The organism is Staphylococcus sp. TCBT05, assembly GCF_055179755.1.
Genome location: NZ_JBUQDQ010000038.1, coordinates 85,210 through 106,018, shown reverse-complemented (window position 1 = coordinate 106,018; position 20,809 = coordinate 85,210). Strand labels below are relative to the sequence as shown.

Sequence of the window (20,809 nt, the reverse complement as noted above, 5' to 3'; positions counted from 1 at the left end):
TTTCTCTCAATTAATCGTTGTTTAAATCAGCTTCTGTTATATATACATCTCTTGGTTTAGAACCATTAGCTCCTGAAACATAGCCTAATTGTTCTAACTGATCTATAATTCGTGCTGCCCGATTATAACCTATTTGGAAATGTCGTTGAATAAGTGATGTTGAAATATGTCCTTCTTGTAACATAAAGCGACAAACATCATTGAACAAATCATCTTGTGGTTGGGCTTCTGTCTTCTTCAATAATTCTTTCTCTTCAAATAAATATTCAGGTTCACGTTGTTGTTTGATAAAGTCAACGACATCATCAATTTCTTCATCTGATACGAATGTGCCTTGAACACGTATCGGTTTATTCATACCGCTACCTAAATAAAGCATATCTCCGTAACCCAATAATCTTTCGGCGCCACCACTATCTAATATAGTTCGAGAATCTACGCTTGATGATACCATAAATGCAATTCTAGTTGGTATATTAGCTTTAATTAAACCAGTAATTACATTAACAGATGGTCGCTGTGTAGCTACAAGCATATGAATTCCACATGCACGTGCTTTTTGAGCAATTCTAGCAATTGATTGCTCTACTTCTTGTGGGGCCATCATCATTAAATCTGCTAACTCATCAATGACAATAACAATTTTCGGCATTCTATCTTCATAAGCTGCTTTTTTGTTAAAGGCAGTAATGTTACGCACATGGTATTTGGCAAATACTTTATATCTACGTTCCATTTCCTCAACAGCCCATTTTAGACTTTGTGTTGCTGCCTTCACATCTGTTATAACTGGTGAAACTAAATGAGGTAAATCATTATATGGTGCTAATTCTACCATTTTCGGATCAATAAGTAACAATCTAAGTTCTTCAGGATGATTTTTATATAAAAGTGACATTAAAATACTATTAATACACACTGATTTTCCTGAACCTGTTGCACCTGCAATTAATGCATGTGGCGTCTTAGCAATGTCCATCAATAATGGTTCATTATTGATTCTATAACCCATCGCAACTGTAAGTTTTGATTCCGAATTTTTGAATTTCGGTGTATCTATAATTGAGCGCAAATTCACTTTTGTAGATGATTGGTTTGGTACTTCTATACCTACAAGACTCGTTCCAGGAATTGGTGCCTCAATTCTAATGTCCTTAGCTGCTAATGCCATTTTGATATCATCTTGTAGAGCAGTAATTCTTGAAACCTTCACACCTTTTTCAACAGACAATTCAAAACGAGTAACACTAGGACCTTCTGTAACATTTTGTACTTCCGCTGGAACATTAAAGTAATAAAAAGCCTCATTCAATTCTTGCTTCTTCTCTTCAATCCAGGAATTATCTATTTCATGTTCTTCTGGCTCCTCTAATAATACAGGACTCGGTAACTTAATATTTGGTCCCCTTCTGATAACTGGTTTCTCATTATTATCATCTTGGTGTTCTGTGTTAGAAGCACTTTCCTGTGGATGTTTATTGAACTCTGGTTGTAACGGTGGTATTTCAGTATTTCCTTGATTCACTTGATTAGATTCTGATAACACCTCATTATCGACTGATGTTTCCAATTTATCATCCGTTTGTTCAGCTATTGAATGGTCTCGTGTTTGATTTTCAACGCTTAACGATTCAGCTGATTCAGGTTCTAATGTAGGTTCTGATACTGTAGAATCGCTTTGGTTCAAGTTAATATCTTGGTGTTGATTATTTTCACTGGTTGAATTTGAAACTGTCTCAAATTGTGTATTGACTTCGCTTGTTTCTAATACGTTATCAGTAGTAATTTGTGTTTCTACTGTTTGCTCATTTTGCTGTTGATTCATACGTGATGTAGACAAGTTTTGTCTTGATTTTTTCGCATCCATCATGCGTTTTTTATCAGATGGTGTCATAACAACATTAAATGGTTTACCACCTTTTCTGAGTGGTGCATTGTGTTGTGATTGATTTGATGTTTGTTTATTTTGTTTGATATTGTCATCCGTTTGTTCCACGTGCGATACTGCTTGCTGTGTGCCAACATTTTCTTGTTGTGTATTAGCATCAGCTGCATTTGATTTAGAATCATCTTCAGTATCATCTACTACCTTGCTAGGATTATCAGATACATTGTCAATTGTTTCTGACGATTTCACTTCATTATTGTGGCCGTTCGACTCACTTGTAGTTTCAGATAATTCTGCATTTTGGTTTGCAACACTTTGACTATCAAGTTGCGATAAATGCTTAGATGAATCCAATTCACTTGTAGAAGTTATATCAGCATCAGCTGCTTCACTTGTAGAAGATGAATCTAATTCACTATAAGCTACAGAAGTTGCTTCTGATGTTTGATATGATTGAGCATTTTGTTCATAGTCAGTATCATCGACAACTGAATTCATTGTAGATTGTTCATCATGATCATGGGTCGCTAATTCTTGATTATGCTCTATTTCATCACTGTTTTTATCGTTTTCATTTACAAGTTCACGATATTGCGCATCAACTATTTCATCTTCTAATGCTTGATGCTTGCTCTGATCTAAGTCATTATAAGCCGAAGTAGCAATGTCTTGGTTAGTTGCATGCTCAATACCAGAATTTTGCTCACTATCATCCTCTTCCAGATCAGCAGCTTGTATAGATTCTGTTACTTCATCATCTTTGTTTGTTAAATATGAATCATGATTTTCTGTATTATTCAAATCATCTTCAGTAACTTCATCGATTTGTTGATATGATTGGTTAGCTGTATGTACATCACTAATATTATCCAAATCAATTTCTTCATAGTTAAACAAGCTTGTAGACTCATTATTTGAGTAATTTTCAGCGTTTTGAATATCTGACTCAGCTGAACTATAACCCGTCTCTTCTGAACTTGAATCACCATTTTTTTGAGATTCATCATAACTATTCAAATCATCAAGTGAACTTTCACCTAAATGATGTTTAGCTTGTTTTGCATACATCTCATTAATTGCATTTTGAATACTATCTTCATGATTATCATTATTTTGTTGTCTCTTCTGTTGTAATGCTTTTTTAAATTGACGTTTTTGTAATAATTTTCTCTCACGTTCTTTACGTATCTCTTCAACGATTTGAGAAGCATAAATGTTTTCAATATTAATGGTATTGTTTTTTGGTCCTTTAGACTGTTCTTGTGACTTATTCGCTTGATTAGTTGACTTATGTTCACCATTATTTTCAATATTACTTTTAGTATCAGATACATTAGAATCTATATATTGATCATTATAAAAAACTGTTTGTTGCGTATCTTTTGATGTGGATGATGTTGTACTACGGTGCTGTGTACTTTGCTCCGTATTCACCTTATCAATCTTGCTATCACTTTCATCTGTATCGTTAGATGTCGGTGGAATCACACCATTTTGCAAAGGACGTGGTTTTTTAGTTCCAAAGATTGCAGATGGCACTTCACTGGCTTTAAATTCACTTTGATGATATTTAGGCGCTTGGTGATTTGCCTTTGAATGTGTATTCGCTCTTAAAACATCTGTTTGAATTCGCATCCTTTTACCATGATGTTGTTTCTTTTCTCTTGACGTTTCTTCGTAACTACTATGTTGGTGCGCTACGTTAGAATTAACTTCATCATTTGTAGTATGCGCTTTTGCACTTTCGTGCATAGTTCTTCGTCTTCGATGTGGATGATTGACACTGACACGCTCGCCTTGATCTTCGCCTCGAGTTCTGTCCTTCTGTTGTGTCTCATGAAGTTTATCTTCGGAATCAACTTGTTCCTTGTGTGCTTGTTCACTCTCTAATCCGTCTACTGGAAAGCGAAATTTTCCCTTTGGTCTTTCATAAACGTCATTGTTTTGTGGAAGTAATGATTCACGCTTTTCTTGTTGCTTAGCTTTTTGACGTCGTTGGCTTCTTTTATTGAGATAATCATCATTAGAACCATTATCTTCTCCAAATAACTTGTCGAACCAGCTCATTCATACATTACCTCCTTATTCTTCAAAAAATGCTTGACCAACTGTGTAGTCATCAGACAATACCATTATTCCTTTTTCTTGAGGTGCGTTTGGTAAATTTAATTCTTTCATTGAACAAATCATACCACTTGAAGCTACACCTCTTAATTCTGCATCTTTAATTACCATACCGCTAGGCATAACTGCACCTACTTTGGCAACTACAACTTTCTGTCCCGCTTCAACATTCGGTGCACCACAAACAATTTGTAATTGCTCTGTAGCAACATCCACTTTTAGTACACTTAATTTATCAGCGTCTGGATGTTTTTCTTTCGTTTCTACATAACCTACAACAAACTTAGGAGAAAAATCTGCATTTAATTTATAGTCAAAGCCAGCATTTGTAATTGCAGTTTGTAACTCAGCAACCAATGCTTCAGTCAACTTGATATGACCGTTTCCGCTTATTTGAGATTTTTTTGAAATATTAAAAATGTTGTATCCAACAACTTGATCGTTATTTCTAATTTCTACAACATCACCTTTTGTTACGTAATCGAATGGCCCTTCAGTAACTTCAATTTGTAAAAATGCGACATCGCCGACTGCTTCATTATTGTAAAATAAATTCATGATTTTTAACTCCTTAATTATTTCTTATCTTTATTTTCATATTGCTTTCTAGTTGCTTCTAATCTTTGGATGACATTAGGATCTCGTTTTTGTTTATTATTTTTACCTAAGATAAATATAGGTTCAAAATGTCCTTGATCATAACCAAAGGATAATGAAGTGATAGGAACTAATCCTTTAGTGAAGAACTCCATCGTTAAATGTGCCATTACATCGTATCCTGTCTTATTACGAATATCTGCAATAATCAAGACATCTTGATGTGGTGCTGCTACTAACATTTCACCTTCACATTGACTTTGTAAATCATTTAGAAAACTTGTATTTAAAATTCTACTCGCATCATATCCATCATTGGAATTTACGAAATAAAAAATATTACCTTTCACTTCATCTGTTTTATATTTATTTTCAAGTTTACGTATATTAAATAAAGCCATTTCTTTTAATTGTTGCTTTGTAAGATTTAATTGCTGTAACATCTTTTCATCAATTAACCGATAAGATTTCCCTAAATCTACAGCATAATAAATATTAGTTTCTGCAGTATGCGGTTCAATCACAAATGCATTACCATTTTTATCTTTTTTATCAAAGCTTGGAGATCTAAGTACTGGCATAATTTGAATATTTTCTATATCAGTTACTTGCTTTTCTTTCATTTGTTCAATTGCTTCTTCGACATAGTAGACAATTTCATCTACTACATTTTCCTGTTGTTGTTTATACTTTGCTACTATTGTAGAAAGTTTGACTGTAACACCTTGGTTATTATCAGTTCTAGAAATTCGTAGCGTTTCTTCATCGCGATTGAAACTAAATTTTACATCTAAATGGTTTAATCGCTCTTTGAGTTTATCTCTCATTTGAAAGACATTCATAATTAACACTCCTATTTACGTGCCTTATTACAGTTTACAATAAATATACCCTTAGGAACAGAAAAAAAGTACGTTCTAAGGGTATATATTTTTCAAATTCTGTTTATGGTTTTTTAACTCAATTTTTAATTTAATGACGCTAAAAAACTATCGATTTGTTCGATTGATTTTCTTTCTTTTCCAATATAGCTACCAATTTGCTCGCCATCTCGATAAACTAAGAAACTTGGAATGCCCATAATACCATGTTCAATACAAATATCTAAATATTTATCTCTATCCACTGATACAAAATTATACTCTTGATATTTGTCTTCTAGTTGTGGTAAATCTGGTTCAATAACTTTACAGTCTGGACACCAGTCTGCAGTAAATAAAAATACTGTTTGTTGTTGCTTAAGTTCTTTAAATTGTGTTTCATTTTCTAATGTTTTCATAGTATCTCTCCTAGTTATTTATATTGTAAAGTTTGAATTTGGTCATCATCAAGTCGTTTCGTTGCTTCGTACAGCAAATGTCTAGCGGCAAAGTAATCTCTGATATCAAACACTGAGTCTGTACTATGAATATAACGTGCACAAACTCCAATTACAGCAGTTGGTACACCTATTCTCGCTTTGTGAATTTCACCACCATCTGTTCCACCAGGTGAAATATAGTATTGATGGTTAATTTTTTGATCATTTGCGATTTCCAATAGATAGTCTCTAAAGCTAGGTTTCAATAACATTGTACCGTCTTTAATGCGAATTAATGTGCCGCCACCTAATTCTCCAGACAAATTTTGCTTGCCTTTCATATCATTTGCAGGAGAACAATCGACTACAAATGCTACGTCAGGATCAATTAATTCTGCAGCTGCACGTGCGCCGCGCAAACCTACTTCCTCTTGAACATTTGCACCAACATACAAATCAAAATCTAATGTTTCATCTTTTAATAATTCTAATAATTCTAACCCAATTAAACAACCATATCTATTATCCCATGCTTTGCTAGCAAAACGATAATCAGACAACTGTGTAAGTGATGTATCAGGAACAATCGTGTCCCCTATTTGAACACCTCTCGCTATAACAGATGCATCATCTTCACAACCTATATCTAACATTAAATCTTCAATTTTAGGTGCCCCTTCACTTCCGGTTCTAAAATGTTTAGGAATATTTGCAACTACACCTGTTATTTCTTCATTATTGCGTGTTTTTATTTTCAAACGTTGGCCTTGCCAAATATCAGTAGCTACACCACCTAAATTTGTGAACTGAATCATACCTTGCTTTGAAATATTTGTAATCATAAATCCAATTTCATCCATATGTGCGGCTACCATTACACGTTTAGGGTTTGCTACTTTCGAGCGTTTAACACCATAGAACCCTCCCATACGGTTATAGACAAATTCGTCTACATAAGGTTCCATCGCAGAAATTAGATAATCTTTCACGTTATCCTCAAATCCTGGTGCGCCATGCAATTCTGTTAATGTTTTAATTCTGCTTATTGTTGTTTGTTGATCAATATTCAATTTCGTTCACTCCTTAACATTTATTATATCATCTTCAATATGGTACACTATTAATATGACTTTAATGGGGGTAGATTCTGTCATGTTGAATAAAAAAAACTTATTCATCATAATATTTATTTTACTTGCATCCATTGTCGGAGTAAGTTTTGCATTTAATAGTCGCAAAAATCAACAACGCCTTAATCCTGAAAAGGTCATTAAGGAAGTAAGAACATATTTTATGAATGTCGTAGGTTCATACATATTAAATGAAACCATTCATTATAATCATGGCGATAAAGTATTAGTTGTATATCAAGGTGGTATTACTACACAACATAATGGCAACATCACTTACTATGATTTCTTTGCAGATGCTTCGACTGGAGAAATTATTGATATTATTGAATGTACAAAATAAAGGCTAAAGCAAGAGCATATCCACACTTGTTTAGTGGGTATATTAAATCAATTGTATAAACACTTTGTAAAATGGGAAACTGTTGATCATCAACATGTGAACATGGTGTTCTATATCTAGATTTAACGCTCTTACTTTAGCTATTTTTTAATTTCGTGACAGATAACTTTGTATCTCATTTGGTCTATCTTTATCATATTTTACTGCGAAATAATTATTGTCATGATAGAACAAGAACCAATACCCTTCATAGATAAATTTTGGTATCAATCGCTCCTTCGCTCTGATTGAATCCATTGGATAATCATCATAAGCGGTAACCCATAATGGATTTTTATGGGCTGTTGTTGGAAAAATATCGCCCATATGTACCGCTTTTTCCCCTTCACTTTCAATCGTAATGATAGAGTGGCCATAACTATGTCCACCAGTATGGCTAACTGTAATACCTGGATACACTTCATATTCTTTTTCAAAAAGAATTAAATTTCTCTGAAATGTACCATTGTTTTTTGGCCAATATGTTGATTTACTTCTTATATTAGGACTTTGGAACTCATGCCACTCATCTTGTTGAAAGACATGGATAGCATTTGGAAAGCTAGCATTCCCTTCATTATCAGTTAACCCTGAGGCATGATCAAAGTGTAAATGAGTTAAGATAAGTATATCTATGTCAGCTCTAGTTAAATGCAGTGCTTTTAAGTCCCTATCTATATCACTTTCATATTCAGCACCAAAGTTCCTACGTTCTTTTTCAGTTAGCTTTCCTACACCGATACCTGTATCGATTAAGATGTTTTTATCCTCAGTTTGAATTAAAATAGGGTGTGTAGGTAAAGGAATTTGATTCTTCTCATTTACCTCGTATTTTTTTGTCCACAATGCTTTCGGCACGACGCCAAACATTGCACCACCGTCAATATTGGTAATGCCTCCATTCACATAACGTACGTTAAATTTGCCAATTCTCATAAAGACTTCCTCCTAACCATCGATATGTATTAACTTGAACACTCCTTATACTAATACAATACCCTCGTTTAATACAATCATGATTGTTTCTAATCGTATACCCTAAATTTCGACATAAAAAAATTGATAGAGCATATGCGCCCTACCAATTTACATATTATGAGTGAAACTTAGCTTCCATACGATAAATTCTCGATCCTTTTTCAGAAAACTTTCGCTCATATTCAGTTTCTATATTACCTTCTACATCTTCTTCATGGAGATTTAGATTAATCTTTGTAAAATACATACCAAATTGCGACATACTTTCTAAACTATAAGCAAATAAACCTCTATTGTCTGTCTTAAAGTGAAGTTCGCCATCTTTCTTTAAGATTTGTTTATATAGTGCTAAATAGGTATGATATGTCAATCTTCGCTTGGCATGTCGATTCTTTGGCCATGGATCAGAGAAATTTAGATAAAGTCTATCAACTTCACCATCAACAAAATACTCATTTAATTCAACGGCATCATTACAAATTAACTTTATATTTGATAAATTTTGTTCTAGTACTTTATCCAAAACTTTTACCATCACATTTTTCTCACGTTCCATCGAAACAAAATTTATTTCTGGATTTTGAGCTGCGAGTGTTGTAATAAATTGTCCCATGCCAGAACCTACCTCAATGTAGATTGGCTGGTCATTATTAAACCATTCTCGGATATGCCCAGATCGACTACCGTCTATATCAACGATATCTGAATGTGATTTAAGATAATCTTCTGCCCATGGTTTATGACGCATTCTCATATTGATAACTCCTTAAATAAATGCATTGTTATTCATCATTTCGTTCAAGAATTTCAACCACATATTCATATCTTTATAACGTTTTTGTTCTTCATACCACTGTATCATTCCAATGGCTTGAATAGCTGTATACCACTTCATACGTTTTTGTAGATCTAATGAATCTTTCACTCCATAAACATCTAACCATTGAGGCCATTTACTTTCTGGAACGTAATTGTAAAGCAGCATACCTAAATCAATTGCAGGATCAGCTATCATCGCATCTTCCCAATCAACAAGATAAAGTTCATCATGATCAGATAACAACCAATTATTATGGTTTACATCACCATGAACAACAGTAAAGAAACGTGGATCTAAACTAGGTAAATGATCTTCTAAATAAGTTAACGCTTTTCTAACAACATGGTGTGTTAGCACTTCTCGAGATAAGGAGGCATTAATTTTATTCAACATAATATCTGGTGTAATGGGCTCCATTTCCATACGTTTTAACATATTTAGTAATGTTTTAGAATTGTGTATTTTTTTCATTAATTGTGCTACACGTTCCTCATGCATTTCATCGAAAGTAAGTTCTCTACCGTTTTTCCAATGTTGTGCGGTTACAACTTCACCTGTTTCGATACGTTTTGTCCACACTAGTTTTGGTACGATACCTTCAGCAGATAATGCCGCTATAAAAGGATTTGAATTTCTTTTCAAAAATAACTTCTGTCCATCTTGTTCGGCCATATAAGCTTCCCCAGATGCACCACCTGCTGAATCAAGCGTCCATCCTAATTGATAAAACTGCTCCAACACGTTCACCTCACTTTCAATTAGAAAATGGCTCTAGAAAAACAAATTTCAAGAGCCACATATAATAATTTCATTCACAAAATTATAAACTTCAACCAATTTTAATGTGTTTTCGTAAGAATCGACACACTTGTCCCTTTTGGTTCAAGTTCCTTTTTACTTTATAATTCGTACATACTGATCATGTTAATTTATAGCAACCCGTATAGCATACCATAAATTAACATGGTACAGAGTACTTAATTTTAAATTTCTCCATCTTTTTTATGAAATTTTCTACTTTCAAATTTCAAGTCTCATAAAAGATTTTATATTGTTTGGCTATGTATTTCAACCAAAAATGAGAAACAAAAAGTGACTTTTTACTTCTATAAATCGTATAGAATTTTAATTCGGCTCAGTTAGCATTATAACATAATTTGGCGTTAAATTATGTTATATTTTTTGTCCATTTTCTTGAAATTCTCCACTAACTGTATCTATATAGCGTGTGAAACCTTCTTGTAATTTTTTAGTGATTGCACCAACTTTTCCATCACCTACAGATTCACCATTTAGTTTCACTACTGGCATTACTTCGATTGAAGTACTAGAAACAATGACTTCATCAGCATTTTTTAAGAAGTCTAATGTAAACGTTTCTTCGTTAAATGGAATATTTTGTTCTTCTGCAATATGCTTTATCACTTTACGCGTGATTCCATTTAAGATGTAGTTATTCACTGGATGTGTGTATATTTCTCCATCCTTTATCGCATAAACATTACTTGAAGAACCTTCAGTAACAATGTCTCCTCTATGTTGAATTGCCTCTTTAGCATTGTACTTCACTGCCAATTCTTTAGCTAAGACATTTCCTAATAAGTTTAAACTCTTAATGTCACATCTTAACCAACGAATATCTTCGGTAGTCACTGCATTGATACCTTCCTCTAATTCTTTATAAGGACGGCCATAATTCTTTGTAAATGCCATTACATTAGCTTCTACTGAAGGTGTTGGGAAGGCATGGTCACGAGGCGCAGCACCACGAGTAACCTGAATATAAACGCCACCATTTACTATGCCATTCGCATTGATTAATTCTTGAACAAGTTCAATTAATCCTTCAACTGAATATTTTAAGTCTAAGCCTATTTCTTTTGCACTTCTTAACAATCTTTCAAAGTGTGGGCGTGCTGTGAAAATATGGTTATCATAAATTCTTACATATTCATAAATACCATCGCCAAAAACATAACCTCTGTCGTTATACGGAACATTTGCCTCTTGTTCATCTACAAGCTTTTCATTGATTAATACTTTTGTCATAGTTATTCCTCCACACATAATGCATACAATGATTCTAAATAAATACTTGTCGCATTAAATAATTGTTTTTTTGTAATATATTCGTTTTTCTGATGCATTAAATCTTCAGAGTCATCAAACATCGCACCAAATGCTACACCTTTATCAAGGTTACGTGCGTATGTGCCACCACCAATAGTATATGGTTCAGACTCATCACCTGTTTGGTTTCTATATGCTTGTACTAATGTTTGAACGAATGGATCGTCTTTTTCTACATAATGAGGTGTTTGGTTTTTACCTAATTCGATAGAAAAGCCTAATTCCGCTATTTCTTTTGTAAACCTAGACATCGCTTCATCAAATTCGAACCCTTCAGGATATCTTAAATTAATACCAAATTTCCCACCTTTAGTATTATTATATTCTATTACCCCAATATTAGTAGTAACATCACCCATGATTTCAGTATGATATTTCATTCCCATTTTTTCACCGAAATGTGAGTTGAATAAATACTTTTCACTAAAATCTACAAAATTAGCAGCTGATTTATCTAAATCGAGTTGAGATAAGAAGTTTAATAAATATAACCCTGCATTAATACCTATAGATGGATCCATACCGTGTACTGCTTTACCCTGTACATTCAGTACTAAAACACCGCTATCAACCGAACTCTCGCCTTCTAATTGATTATCTACAAGGAATTGTTCAAAGTTTTGAATCACATCTGTCATATTTTCTTTCACATTAATATGTGCTTCTGCTTCATCAGGAACCATGTTGTATCTTTGACCTGATGTAAATGAACGTAATTCGTATTCTGGTTCGTCTTGTTCCTCTGCTTGTTCATTTTGTATCACATCGAATGTACTTATCCCTTTTTCTCCATGTATTGCTGGGAATTCCGCATCTGGAGCGAAACCTAACGCTGGCATTTCTTCAGTTTTGAAGTAACGATCAGTACATTTCCAATCAGATTCTTCATCTGTCCCTATTATGATATGTATTCTTTTTTTCCAATTGACTTTCATGTCATTAAGTATTTTTACAGCATAGTAAGCAGCAATTGTAGGACCTTTGTCATCTAACGTTCCTCTAGCAATCACTTTATCTTCTGTCACTACAGGGTCAAATGGATTTGTATCCCAACCTTCACCAGCTGGTACAACATCAACATGACATAAAATACCAAATACATCTTCGCCTGATCCAACTTCAATTCTTCCTGCAATATGATCTACATCATGTGTACCAAAACCATCTCGTTCTGCAATTTTATACATATAATCAAGTGCCTGACGTGGTCCTGGGCCTACAGGGTTCTCTGTAGAGGATTTACTGTCATCTCTTACACTTTCAATAGCTAATAATCCCTTTAAATCTTCGATGATTTGATTTTCGTATTCTTGTACTTTTTCTCTCCACATTCGTGATCAACTTCCTTCTTCAAACTAATATATTTTATATTTTACATGAAGTAACGGATAAACTACAGTGAGATGACAATATTATTTCAAAATTTTATCTGTTATATTTCACCTAAAACAGTAAAACTACTGAAATGTTATGCTTTATCCATTCTGTATCAAAAACTAACAAATGATCTATATTAGAAATAGTATACATATAAATAATCAACCAAAGGGTTATTAACCATCCTCACTATATACAAACTGTAATATATACTTATTAAAGAATCATCCACTTCAGTTGGATTTAACACAACAAAATACTAAACAACATGAGCTTTATTGTTTCAAGCATAACCGTTAGCATCAGAGTATTGGTTTATGTGGCGCTTGGTCATATTATGGATATTGAGAATGTTGCTCAACTCATTCCACAGTATACGAGCATTAACAGTGCTCCATATTCTTATCATATATAAAAACAATAACTGCTTAAACAGACACACGCGTACTGACTATTTCTTTAGTAAACCTTGGTATTTTACTTATAATCCTCGTCACTGTAATCCAAAAATAAAAAAAATGAGTGGTACGGTGTTTTAAAGTCAAAACACCGTACCACTCATTATTAATACATATGATAGAGTACCAAATACTATTTCAAAGCTTCTTTACTCTACTTTCGTATACACTATTACTTATGATTTTTTATTGCCATTATTTTTTAATTCTTCTTCAGTAACTACACGTAAGTTATTTGAAGGATCCGCTGCACCTTCGTCAGCAAAGCGTGCTTCTTCAATTTCTTTATTGCTATCTGCTGTACCTTTGAAGTGTTCCTTTTGACTATTAACAAATCCTTTTGGATCTTGTTTAACCTTTTGAGCATAGCCTTTCGGATCTTGCTTCACTTCATTAAAAGTTTCTCCTGCTTTTGAGCTGATTTGTGTAGCGATATCTTTAGCATTTTGCTTGTAAGATTCTGGGTTGGATTTATATTTACTATATTCATTTTTTAATTTATCTCTGTTTTCCTTTTTAGATAGTACCACTGCAGCTGCAGCGCCTCCAACTCCGATTAATGCACGTAGTAATTTTGACATGAAAAACACCTCTTTTATTTTAATCCTAATTGTTTAAAATCTTGCTCAGTTAAATGACGATAAGTCCCTTGAATTAAATCATCATCAAGTGCTAAGTCACCGATTTTAATTCGCTTTAATTCAATCACTTCATTGTCAATTGCATGAAACATACGTTTGACTTGATGGTACTTACCTTCATAAATTGTTACGAAAGACTGTTTCTCTTGTTCGCCTACCTTTAATTCAGCAGGCTTTGTCAATCCTTCATTCAATTCAATACCCGTTTTAAACAATTTTATATCATTTTTTGTAATTGTTTTTTGAGAAATCACTTCATATGTTTTAGAAACATGTTTGGTTGGGCTCATCAATTGATGATTGAAATCACCGTCATTGGTAATCAACAATAACCCTTCCGTGTCTTTATCCAATCTACCTACAGGAAACAAGTCAAGATACTTATAATCATCTATTAAGTCTATCACTGTTTTATGGTGATCATCTACGGTCGCTGAAATATAACCTTTAGGTTTATTCAGTAATAAATAGACTTTATCTACATATTGAATACGCTCACCATTTAGCTTAACTTGGTCTTCACTAGGCTGAATTTGTGTCTTCGGTGATTTTTCAACTTGATTATTAACTGAAATAGCACCTTTTTTTAATAATTGCTTTACTTCTGTTCTAGTGCCAACACCCATATGACTTAAAAATTTATCTATTCTCATGATGCAATGCCTAGTTTCCTTCTAATTTTATTTGGAATATCACCTAAGAATTCATCTGCCAATCTATTCTTCATAGTGAAGCTAGCATAAATCAACATACCTACAACTACACTTATGATAACAATAATTAATGCACCGATTTTATGTTCTTGTGAAATAAAGAGCTGTAAGATATATGATGTAATTTCCACAGCAACCATCATAATTAAGCCATATAAGAATATTTTAGAAAAATGTAGCCATGTTTCACTAAAGTTGAATTTCGCATATTTTTTCAAAATAACAAAATTACATGATACAGCAAATAATAATGCAATTGCTGTACTAAGTATTGCACCTGCTGAATGGAAAGCTACAATTAGCGGTGTATTCAAAATAACTTTGATAACAACTGCTGCTAAGATAATGAATACAGTTAATTTCTGTTTATCTATACCTTGTAACATTGATGCAGTAACACCTAATAAAGAAATCAATATTGCTACCGGCGCATAATAGAATAGCATGTGACTACCATCGACATTATATTTATAAAACACTGTATATAAAGGAGCTGCCAAAGCCATGATTCCAAGTGCAGCTGGAACAGTAATATACATTAATACACCTAACGATGTTCTAATTTGACGGTGCATTTCATTAATTTCTCCTGCAGCATAAGTCTTCGTTATAAATGGAATTAAGCTTACTGCAAAGCCAGAAGCTAATGATGTTGGTATCATTACAATTTTATTCGTTGTCATGTTTAATATTGTGAAGAAATAGTCGTGTAGTTGGTTTGGAACACCAGCTACTCCCAATGCCGCATTATGCGTAAATTGGTCCACTAAGTTAAATAGTGGGAAGTTCAAACTTACAATTACAAACGGAATACTATAAGAGATAATCTCTTTATACATACGACCATAAGAAACATTTATACCTGTTGTATCACTAGCTACCATTTTTGAAATGTGTGGTTTTCTTTTTCTCCAATAATACCAAAGCGTAAAGATACCAGCTATTGCACCTACTGCCGCCGCAAACGTCGCAACAGCATTCGCAGATAGAATTGATCCATTAAATACATTTAATACTAAATAACTTCCTATTAAAATAAATAATATTCGAGCTACTTGTTCAAGCACTTCCGATACAGCTGTTGGCCCCATAGATTTATAACCTTGGAAGACGCCTCGCCACGTAGCTAGTAACGGGATAAAGATTACAACCATACTTATAATTCTAATAATCCAAGTAATATCAGCAACTGTCCATGCACCTTTGCCACCTGATTCATTTGCTAATGTAATCGTCGCTATGCTTGGTGCTAATAGATAAAGTAATAAGAAACCAATTACACCGGTTATAGACATTACCATAAAACTAGATTTGTATAATTTCTGACTGACTTTATATGCACCTAGCGCATTATATTTTGCGACATACTTCGAAGCCGCTAATGGTACGCCGGCAGTTGCAACTGCAATTGCAATATTATATGGAGTATACGCATAGTTAAAAGGTGCTAATTTTTCTTCGCCACCTATAATTGCGTAAAACGGGATAATATAAACTACACCCAGTATTTTTGTTATTAAAATACTTAATGTAATCAAGAAGGTCCCCCGCACTAATTCTTTACTTTCACTCATTCAGATCTTCCTATCTCAAATTTAATTTTTACACTCGTAAACTTTATCATAACGTTTTAACAATTATTTTTCAAAAGTAAATATAATGAAAGCATGATGAATCTTAAAGTTAAGCATAAATCAAATAACTTATATGTATTTAATCATCTTTAAAATGATGTAAAACCTATTAAACCATTTAGATAATAAAGCTTTGCCCTTTTAATATCTATCCTTTAAAATATAATGTTGTTATATAACGTGTGGGAAACATGTGTTTAAAGTGTTAATCGTAAAATAATATTTCTTCATATAAAATAACACTATATAGTAAAGGGAGGCAATAAAATGTATCAAACAATCATTATAGGTGGCGGACCTAGTGGTCTAATGGCTGCAGCTGCTGCAAGTGCTGATGGAGAACGTGTTTTACTGCTTGAAAAGAAAAAAGGTTTAGGTAGAAAATTAAAAATATCTGGCGGAGGACGTTGTAATGTGACTAACCGCTTACCTTATGATGAAATTATCAAGAATATTCCTGGAAACGGAAAGTTTCTATATAGTCCCTTTTCAATTTTTGATAATGAATCAATTATAGCTTTTTTCGAATCACGCGGTGTCAAACTAAAGGAAGAAGATCACGGCAGGATGTTTCCTGTGTCTAATAAAGCACAAGACGTTGTAGATACACTTGTTACAACATTACACCAAAACAAAGTTGAGGTGAAAGAGGAATCCACAGTTGAAAAAGTGGAATATACTTCACCAGATTCATTTAAAGTGACTTTGAATAATCAAAAGGAATATCAAAGTAAATCATTAATAATTGCTACAGGCGGTACAAGCGTCCCACAAACTGGTTCAACTGGTGACGGATACAAATTTGCGACTTCATTAGGCCATACAATTACCGAACTATTCCCTACTGAAGTCCCAATCACCTCTGCCGAGCCATTTATTAAAGATAAAAGATTAAAAGGATTAAGTTTGAAAGATGTTGGCGTGTCAGTTCTTAAAAAAAATGGCAAGAAGAGAATTACACATCAAATGGATATGATTTTCACCCATTTCGGTATAAGTGGCCCTGCTGCGTTAAGATGTAGCCAATTTGTCTATAAAGAACAAAAAAATCAAAAGAAACAAGACATAGAAATGCAAATCGATGCCTTCCCACAACTAACAACTGATGCTTTAGAACAAGAAATTAGAGGATTATTGAATGCGGCACCAGATAAATATGTAAAAAATAGTTTACATGGTTTAATAGAAGAAAGATATTTGCAATTTATGATTGACTGCGCAGAAATTGACGAAGACTTAACCGCACATCATATTTCTAATACGCAAATAAATACGCTTGTAGCATTATTTAAAGGCTTTACCTTTAAAGTTAACGGAACATTACCCATAGATAAAGCATTTGTAACTGGCGGCGGCGTGAGTTTAAAGGAAATACAACCTAAAACGATGATGTCTAAGTTAGTCCCAGGATTATTTTTATGCGGAGAAGTACTTGATATACATGGTTATACCGGTGGTTACAATATTACAAGTGCATTAGTTACCGGACATGTAGCTGGTTTAAATGCAGGTTCATTTTCCACAACAATAGATTAACATCATATAAATTGTAGTTAAATTACAAAAATCACTACTAATTCATAAACCTATAAGCCTCATTGAGTTTCTAAATCATATAAAAAAGCACGTACTTTGAGTATTAAAATTACTCACTCATGTACGTGCTTTTTTTAATATATTTATTTAAATACTATTAATTTCAAGGCCTTCGTCTCCCCAAGCATCCATGCCGCCTTCAACGTTAACGGCATTGACACCCTGTTGTTCAAGATAATGTACAACTTGTGCACTACGACCCCCAACTTTACAAATAATATAATATGTTTCATCACTGTTAAAATGATTTACATTGTCAGGAATATCATTCATAGGAATTGTTTCAGCACCAGGAATAATACCCATTGCTGTTTCTTCATCAGTTCTAACATCAATTATTTTTACTGGTTCTGAACTGAGTACCTTTTCCTTTAATTCATCAACTGTAATTGTTTCCATGTTGAACCCTCCTAAAATTATTTCGCTACTATATTCACTAACTTTTGTGGTACTGCTATCACTTTCTTGATGTCTTTACCTTCAATTTCTGATTTAACTACGTCATTCTCTAACGCAAGTTGTTCCATTTCTTCTTTTGTAGCATCTTTGGCAATTTTAAGCTTAGCTCTCACCTTACCATTAACTTGAATCACAATCTCTACTTCATCATCAACTAACATCGCTTCATCAAATGATGGCCATGGTTGATAAGTGATTGTTTCCTCATGTCCAAGTTTCGCCCAAAGCTCTTCAGAAATATGTGGTGCAATTGGAGCTAACATTTTTATGAAACCTTCAATATAAGGTTTATAGATTTCATTAGCTTTGTAACAATCATTAATAAATACCATTAACTGACTTATTGCGGTATTGAAGTTCAATGTATCAAAGTCTTCGGTTACCTTTTTCACAGTTTGGTGATAAGTTTTGTCTAATGATTTATTATTTTGAGCTACTACTTTGTCAGTTAGCGTATCATCTTCTGTTACCAAGAGTCTCCAAATACGATCTAAGAATCTACGTGAACCGTCGAGTCCATTTTCACTCCAAGCAATTGCAGCATCTAGTGGTCCCATAAACATTTCATATAGGCGTAATGTATCTGCACCATGTGATTGTACAATATCATCAGGATTAATTACATTACCTTTTGACTTACTCATTTTTTCGTTACCTTCACCTAAGATCATACCTTGGTTGAATAATTTTTGGAATGGCTCTTTTGTTGGAACAACGCCTAAATCAAACAATACTTTATGCCAAAATCTTGCATATAATAAGTGTAATACTGCATGTTCTACTCCACCAATATATAAATCAACAGGCAGCCAGTGCTTAAGCTTTTCAGGATCAGCAAGCATTTTTTCATTATCTGGATCAATATATCTCAAATAATACCAACAGCTACCAGCCCATTGTGGCATTGTATTTGTCTCGCGACGTCCCTTCATTCCTGTCTCTTCATCAACAACGTTTACAAACTCATCAATATTCGCTAATGGCGACTCACCTGTTCCTGATGGTTTGATTTCATCTGTTTCTGGTAACAATAATGGTAATTCTTCTTCAGGAACAGTAGTCATTGAACCATCTTCCCAATGAATAACTGGAATTGGTTCACCCCAGTATCTTTGTCTACTGAACAACCAATCTCTTAGTTTGTAATTGACTTTTTTAGTTCCAACACCTTTTTCTTCTAATAACTCTATCGCTTTTTTAATGGCAGCTTCGTTATAAAGACCATTTAACTCACCTGAATTAATATGTGGTCCATCACCAGTATAAGCTTCTTTAGTTAAATCGCCACCTTCGATGACTTCAACAATCGGTAAATCAAATGCTTTAGCAAATTCATAGTCACGTTGGTCACCACTTGGTACAGCCATAACCGCACCTGTCCCATAAGTTGAAAGTACATAATCTGCAATCCAAATTTGAGCCTTCTCACCTGATAAAGGATTAATTGCATATGCCCCTGTAAAGACGCCTGATTTTTCTTTTGATAAACCAGTACGTTCTAAATCAGATTTTTTCGCCGCTTCTTCTTGGTATTGCTTAATAGCTTCCTTTTTATCATCGGTAGTAATTTCGTCAACCAACTCATGTTCAGGACTAAGCACTAAGAATGTTGTACCATAAGTTGTATCTGGACGTGTGGTAAATACTTCGATTTGGGCATTACTATTTTCAACATCAAAGTTAATACTTGCACCTTCAGATCTTCCAATCCAATTTCTTTGCATATCTTTTAATGATTCTGGCCAATCTAAATCATCTAAATCTTCTAGTAGGCGATCAGCATATTCAGTTATTTTTAAGACCCATTGTTTCATTGGTCTTCTATAAACTGGGTGTCCTCCTCGTTCAGATACCCCATCAATTACCTCTTCATTCGATAATACAGTTCCCAATGCTGGACACCAGTTAACCGCTACTTCATCTACGTATGCTAGCCCTTTATTATATAATTGAATAAAAATCCATTGCGTCCATTTATAATATTGAGGATCCGTTGTGTTTACTTCTCTGTCCCAATCATAACTAAAACCAAGTTCTTTAATTTGACGCTTGAAAGTTGCTATATTTTGCTTAGTAAATTCTCTAGGATCATTGCCTGTATCCAATGCATATTGTTCTGCAGGCAACCCAAATGCATCCCACCCCATCGGATGTAAAACATTGTAGCCTTGCATTCGTTTATAACGAGAAACAATATCTGTAGCAGTATATCCTTCTGGGTGTCCAACATGCAAACCTGCACCTGATGGATACGGGAACATATCTAATGCATAGAATTTCTTTTGTCCAAGATTATCACTTGCTTTAAATGTTTTATGTTCTTCCCAAAAATCCTGCCATTTTTTTTCGATTTTATTATGATTGTAATTCACTACTTTTCCTCCTATTCAATAAAAAACATCCCTAACTATTATTTAATTCAAAGGGACGACAAATTAAATCAGCCGCGGTACCACCCTGCTTCACAAATCTTGTGCACTCGTTTCAATTAATAGTTTGAGATGTTATCAATTCACTTTACGTTCTGGTAAGTTCACTTAACACTTAACACTAGGTTTCACCATCCCCTAGCTCTCTGATGA

17 protein-coding genes and 1 other annotated feature (1 of these 18 cut by a window edge) are annotated in these 20,809 nt (G+C 33.7%); of the genes, 2 read left to right on the top strand and 15 right to left on the bottom strand.

Annotated elements, in window-relative coordinates; translation table 11 throughout:
• Positions 1-10 precede the first annotated feature (10 nt).
• The 5 genes from ACY191_RS07655 to ACY191_RS07635 all read right to left on the bottom strand — a co-directional run bounded on the left by ACY191_RS07655 (position 11) and on the right by ACY191_RS07635 (position 6,979).
• Positions 11-3,955 (bottom strand): DNA translocase FtsK, encoded by a 3,945-nt coding sequence (locus ACY191_RS07655; RefSeq protein WP_229367292.1) that lies wholly within the window; start codon positions 3,953-3,955, stop codon positions 11-13.
• A gap of 15 nt (positions 3,956-3,970) precedes the next feature.
• Positions 3,971-4,570, bottom strand: a complete 600-nt coding sequence (gene ytpR / locus ACY191_RS07650; RefSeq protein WP_229367293.1) for a YtpR family tRNA-binding protein — start codon at positions 4,568-4,570, stop codon at positions 3,971-3,973.
• Positions 4,571-4,587: 17 nt separating this feature from the next.
• Positions 4,588-5,451 carry a DUF1444 domain-containing protein gene (locus tag ACY191_RS07645; RefSeq protein WP_042738397.1) on the bottom strand — a complete coding sequence of 288 codons (864 nt, stop codon included), beginning with the start codon at positions 5,449-5,451 and terminating at the stop codon, positions 4,588-4,590.
• Between the two features lie 125 nt (positions 5,452-5,576).
• The gene (locus ACY191_RS07640) at positions 5,577-5,888 is read right to left on the bottom strand and encodes a thioredoxin family protein (protein WP_042738396.1); all 312 of its coding nucleotides are present in this window, start codon (positions 5,886-5,888) and stop codon (positions 5,577-5,579) included.
• 14 nt (positions 5,889-5,902) lie between these two features.
• Positions 5,903-6,979: a M42 family metallopeptidase gene (locus ACY191_RS07635; RefSeq protein ID WP_229367294.1), complete on the bottom strand. Its 1,077-nt coding sequence runs from the start codon at positions 6,977-6,979 to the stop codon at positions 5,903-5,905.
• Between the two features lie 82 nt (positions 6,980-7,061).
• Between ACY191_RS07635 and ACY191_RS07630 the strand changes: the two genes are divergently transcribed.
• Complete coding sequence (locus ACY191_RS07630; RefSeq protein ID WP_229367295.1) at positions 7,062-7,382, top strand: PepSY domain-containing protein; 321 nt, start codon at positions 7,062-7,064, stop codon at positions 7,380-7,382.
• 147 nt (positions 7,383-7,529) lie between these two features.
• Here ACY191_RS07630 and ACY191_RS07625 read toward each other — a convergent pair whose 3' ends face one another.
• The 8 genes from ACY191_RS07625 to ACY191_RS07590 form a co-directional block, all read right to left on the bottom strand.
• A complete protein-coding gene (locus tag ACY191_RS07625; RefSeq protein ID WP_463269995.1) occupies positions 7,530-8,357 on the bottom strand; it encodes a YtnP family quorum-quenching lactonase in 828 nt (275 codons plus the stop codon).
• Between the two features lie 157 nt (positions 8,358-8,514).
• Positions 8,515-9,153 (bottom strand): tRNA (guanosine(46)-N7)-methyltransferase TrmB, encoded by a 639-nt coding sequence (trmB, locus tag ACY191_RS07620; RefSeq protein WP_229367296.1) that lies wholly within the window; start codon positions 9,151-9,153, stop codon positions 8,515-8,517.
• Positions 9,154-9,165: 12 nt separating this feature from the next.
• Positions 9,166-9,957 carry a phosphotransferase family protein gene (locus tag ACY191_RS07615; protein WP_042738391.1) on the bottom strand — a complete coding sequence of 264 codons (792 nt, stop codon included), beginning with the start codon at positions 9,955-9,957 and terminating at the stop codon, positions 9,166-9,168.
• 435 nt (positions 9,958-10,392) lie between these two features.
• Positions 10,393-11,268, bottom strand: a complete 876-nt coding sequence (dat, locus tag ACY191_RS07610) for a D-amino-acid transaminase (protein WP_042738390.1) — start codon at positions 11,266-11,268, stop codon at positions 10,393-10,395.
• Between the two features lie 2 nt (positions 11,269-11,270).
• Positions 11,271-12,680 (bottom strand): dipeptidase PepV, encoded by a 1,410-nt coding sequence (pepV, locus tag ACY191_RS07605; RefSeq protein WP_042738389.1) that lies wholly within the window; start codon positions 12,678-12,680, stop codon positions 11,271-11,273.
• Between the two features lie 680 nt (positions 12,681-13,360).
• A complete protein-coding gene (locus ACY191_RS07600) occupies positions 13,361-13,765 on the bottom strand; it encodes a YtxH domain-containing protein (protein ID WP_042738388.1) in 405 nt (134 codons plus the stop codon).
• A gap of 14 nt (positions 13,766-13,779) precedes the next feature.
• Positions 13,780-14,478 (bottom strand): pseudouridine synthase, encoded by a 699-nt coding sequence (locus ACY191_RS07595; protein WP_107527464.1) that lies wholly within the window; start codon positions 14,476-14,478, stop codon positions 13,780-13,782.
• Positions 14,475-16,112, bottom strand: coding sequence for a putative polysaccharide biosynthesis protein (locus tag ACY191_RS07590; RefSeq protein WP_042738386.1), 1,638 nt, complete (start codon positions 16,110-16,112; stop codon positions 14,475-14,477). The genes ACY191_RS07595 and ACY191_RS07590 overlap by 4 nt, the downstream gene beginning before the upstream one ends.
• A 327-nt stretch (positions 16,113-16,439) precedes the next feature.
• On the opposite strand from ACY191_RS07590, the gene ACY191_RS07585 reads away from it, so the two are divergent.
• Positions 16,440-17,708, top strand: a complete 1,269-nt coding sequence (locus ACY191_RS07585) for a BaiN/RdsA family NAD(P)/FAD-dependent oxidoreductase (RefSeq protein WP_229367297.1) — start codon at positions 16,440-16,442, stop codon at positions 17,706-17,708.
• Positions 17,709-17,855: 147 nt separating this feature from the next.
• Here ACY191_RS07585 and ACY191_RS07580 read toward each other — a convergent pair whose 3' ends face one another.
• Together ACY191_RS07580 and leuS are read right to left on the bottom strand one after the other, a co-directional pair.
• The gene (locus ACY191_RS07580; protein WP_229367298.1) at positions 17,856-18,167 is read right to left on the bottom strand and encodes a rhodanese-like domain-containing protein; all 312 of its coding nucleotides are present in this window, start codon (positions 18,165-18,167) and stop codon (positions 17,856-17,858) included.
• Between the two features lie 17 nt (positions 18,168-18,184).
• Positions 18,185-20,599, bottom strand: a complete 2,415-nt coding sequence (gene leuS, locus ACY191_RS07575) for a leucine--tRNA ligase (protein WP_107642304.1) — start codon at positions 20,597-20,599, stop codon at positions 18,185-18,187.
• Positions 20,600-20,647: 48 nt separating this feature from the next.
• Positions 20,648-20,809: a binding site (T-box leader), on the bottom strand; it runs 38 nt beyond the window's last position.